Origin of the sequence: Oscillibacter sp. CU971 (assembly GCF_905219725.1) — a bacterium.
In the GTDB taxonomy this organism is placed as follows: Bacteria; Bacillota; Clostridia; order Oscillospirales; family Oscillospiraceae; genus Oscillibacter.
Genome location: NZ_CAJMXG010000288.1, coordinates 1 through 3,140, shown reverse-complemented (window position 1 = coordinate 3,140; position 3,140 = coordinate 1). Strand labels below are relative to the sequence as shown.

4 protein-coding genes are annotated in these 3,140 nt (G+C 59.2%); all 4 read left to right on the top strand.

Annotated features, from left to right (window positions below):
• Window positions 1–40: 40 nt before the first annotated feature.
• Window positions 41–379 carry a hypothetical protein gene (locus JX325_RS14200; protein ID WP_204791742.1) on the top strand — a complete coding sequence of 113 codons (339 nt, stop codon included), beginning with the start codon at window positions 41–43 and terminating at the stop codon, window positions 377–379.
• A 33-nt stretch (window positions 380–412) separates the two neighbouring features.
• The gene (locus JX325_RS14195) at window positions 413–1,411 is read left to right on the top strand and encodes a hypothetical protein (protein ID WP_204791741.1); all 999 of its coding nucleotides are present in this window, start codon (window positions 413–415) and stop codon (window positions 1,409–1,411) included.
• A 715-nt stretch (window positions 1,412–2,126) separates the two neighbouring features.
• Window positions 2,127–2,390, top strand: a complete 264-nt coding sequence (locus JX325_RS14190; RefSeq protein WP_204791740.1) for a hypothetical protein — start codon at window positions 2,127–2,129, stop codon at window positions 2,388–2,390.
• A 428-nt stretch (window positions 2,391–2,818) separates the two neighbouring features.
• The coding region (locus JX325_RS14185; RefSeq protein ID WP_204791739.1) for a hypothetical protein at window positions 2,819–3,140 on the top strand (322 nt) is incomplete at its 3' end.

Genomic DNA, 3,140 nt, shown 5'->3' with positions numbered 1-3,140 from the left:
ATAAGAGACAGACTGCTTCCCGGACGGTGTTCTGGTCTGGATGGAGCTCACAGATCTGTCGGAGCGATATCAAGTCCAGGCGCGGGAGATCGACGGGGAGAAGTTTTCCCCCACTGATTTCGGTCTCTGCGCCTTCTGGGATCTGGAGAGCCGCTCCGCCAGACTGATTACCGACACCGATCCCGAAACCGAAAGAGGGCGGAACGTCTTCTACATTGACGCGGAGGGAGAGAAGCACTGGTTTGAAATCGACCTGTCGCCGGAGCTGATGGAACAGGTCCAGGACAGGTGCCGTGAGGAGGCAGCGCTGGCGCTGGAGGTCTGCGGCGCTCAGGATATGGATTCGTCCATCGCATTGTCTTCCGGGCCCGTAATGTAAGGGCTGGTAAAAATATTGTAGGAGGTAAACATTTTGAAAAGCAGAGAAGTAATCCTCTGGCTGGATGAACGATGGTACCAGGCTCTGACTCAGCAGTTGGAAGTGGAAAAGCTGGAGGACAAGCTGAACGAATATCTGGATAATCTTATCAGTCTGCTTCCTACACCAGTTTACGATAAGATTATCGCAGAGATGCGTGAGGAGGAACGACAGATGGAGCAAGCTATAGCCGCCAGTCAGAAATATGCCGCGTTCCGTATAACGGAAAACTGCGTTACAGAACAGTTCCAGATGAAACAGGCGGCCGGCATGGTGGAAGCCGCCGCGTTCGTCCGGCGTTGGCTGCGTCAGGCGGAACGGTGTCCTTTCCAGGAGATTTTGCCCGGCAGGGAAAACATTCCGGTGGAAGAATTTGACCGGATGGCGTTTGCCTGTGTGACGGGAGACCAAAAAATCACCGGCGTATACGATGTTGATCTTGATACGAAAGAGTTCTCCGCTGTTCGTCCTGAGCTTGGATGGATCACCTATCGGCTCAAGGATGTCTCTACCGCAAGCTGGCATTCGTACCGCGGCGGCAGTTATGACAGGGAGCGGCGGCAGTTCCGGCTTATGGAAAAGCTGGCAGACAGAGAAATACCATCGGCAGGCCATTTGTCCTCAGAGAATATCGTCCTCTCGGATGGGCTCGTCGCGGATAACGGACAGCTGAATTTCTATATGGAAACCGCCTTCGGAGTGGATAAGGTGTTCGGTACCCGCATCTGTCCTGGTGAAAGCGATGATTCACTGAACATCTATGCCAACTATGACTGCGCCGCCGGACAGGTCTGCGACGAGCTGGAGGTTGACCTGCACTGGGCGGATGGGCGCGAGGAGGCGGTGGAGTACCGGCTCAACGCTGTCGAGAAAGCGACCCTGCTGCGGAAGATGGAGGAGTACTGCCTCCAGCAGACCGGACAGACGCTGAAGGACTACAGCGGTCAACTGTTGGCGGAGGATATGGCTCCGCCAACGGCGCCGTCGATGTGAGTCAAAAACGGTACGGTTTTTTTGTTGCTGCTGATGAATGGATATCCCGGCGGGGGTGTGGCATTGTGTTGCCGCACCCTCAGAAAATTTATAACAGGAAAGGAAAGAGCACCATGAAAAACGAAAGCAGAATCCCCCTGACGCGCCTCGAGGCGTGTACTCTGATGGCCCGCGAGGCCGTGTCCCTGCTGGAGGGCGGCGAGGATGCCTTGGACTCCGGCGAAGAGTNCCGGGAGGCGTTGGCCCTGCTCCACTCTTCGGAGGACCTGGGCGACGGCGGCGCGCTTCTGGAGTGGGTTGATCACGAGCTGGAAAGCGCCAAGCGCTTNGCCAGGACCGGGGAGCGAACCGACAGCCTGGTCAGGCTGGACTCCCCTCTCCCCATGCCAGGTCCCGCCATGCAGCTGGACGCCGTCTGTGAGATTCTCAAAGGCGCCGTCCAGGAGGAATGCACCCTGGAAGAATGGCAGACCGCCCAAAACGCCGTGCGGATGCTCATGGAGATGGATGACTTGGAGGATATGGTCCTGACCGGGAAAGCCCCCGCTGGCGGATTCCTGNCGGCGGACGCTCTGCGGAATCTGTTGNGGAGGGTCCAAACAGCGCTTGCGCAAAAGCAGGAGTCCTCCAAAGCGGAACAGGCGCTGACGTGATGACCAGCCCAAAAGGCGCGCCGCCGCGGGATTACGACTTCGTCCGCGACACCCTTGTCAAGATGGTATCCATTCGCGGCGGAGGTCGCTTCCAGGTCATCACCTACAGCGGGGACGACGGCGGGCCGGATGACAAACGGGACTATGTCTCCGTCAAGGAAGCGGCACGGGCAGCTCGCGACTATGTGCGTGGGAAAGGCGGACCGACTTATGACGGTGCTCTGGTCTATGACCGAAAGCAGAAGAGCATCGTGCGGCTGTACGGTTCGTTCCCTGAGTACGCCCGCCCCTGCCAATTCTACCGCGGCGACGAACGGACTCCATAGCCGCACCAGCAGAGGGCCGCTCCCATTGTGGAGCGGCCCTCCTATTGTTCCCGCACTGTCCGCCACGCCAGCGCCCCTCGCTGCCGCCGCAAGCGCTCCGCCGGAGCGATACCCCTCCCCCCGCCAGAGCGCGCCCTGCGGGGCCTTGTGCCGAATGGGTCCGCTCCAGAGCAAGGAGCCCAGGCGCACCGCCAAAGGGCCCGGTCGAAAAAGGTGCGGGATAAACGCAGGTGGTCGCTTTGCGACCACCTGCCGGTGAACACCGCCCCGCAGAGCGGGTCGGGGACGGAGACGAGGTGGTCGGTTTGGGCCCTTGCTGGCTGTGGCAGGTGGTCGGAAATATGATACATAGCCGAAATTCCGCCCGGTCCAGCCGCTTTTCCAGGTGGCTGTGCCGGGTGGTTATTGCACAAAACGGAGGTGTTTTCATGAAGAGAAGAAAAACCGTAAATTTGGAGCCCAACGGCCCGGATGAGATCAAGACACGCATCCCCGTGTGGCTCTATCCCTCTACCCTGGAAGTAATGGACAGAGCTCTGGAGACTGCGGGCTGCAAAAGCCGTAGTGAGTTCCTGGAGAAGGCCGCGCTATTCTACGCCGGCTACGTCTCCGGCCAGGACGCCTGTGAGTTTCTGCCCGCCGCGCTGACCGACGCCTTGCGAAGTACCGTCCACGACAGCGAGAACCGGACGTGCCGTCTGCTGTTCAAGCTGGCGGTGGAGCTGGACATGGTGATGAACGTCCTGGCGG

Coding starts and splice junctions, on each gene's coding strand:
- JX325_RS14200 (WP_204791742.1), top strand. CDS start 41: ATGGAGCTCACAGATCTGTCGGAGCGATATCAAGTCCAGGCGCGGGAG.
- JX325_RS14190 (WP_204791740.1), top strand. CDS start 2,127: ATGGTATCCATTCGCGGCGGAGGTCGCTTCCAGGTCATCACCTACAGC.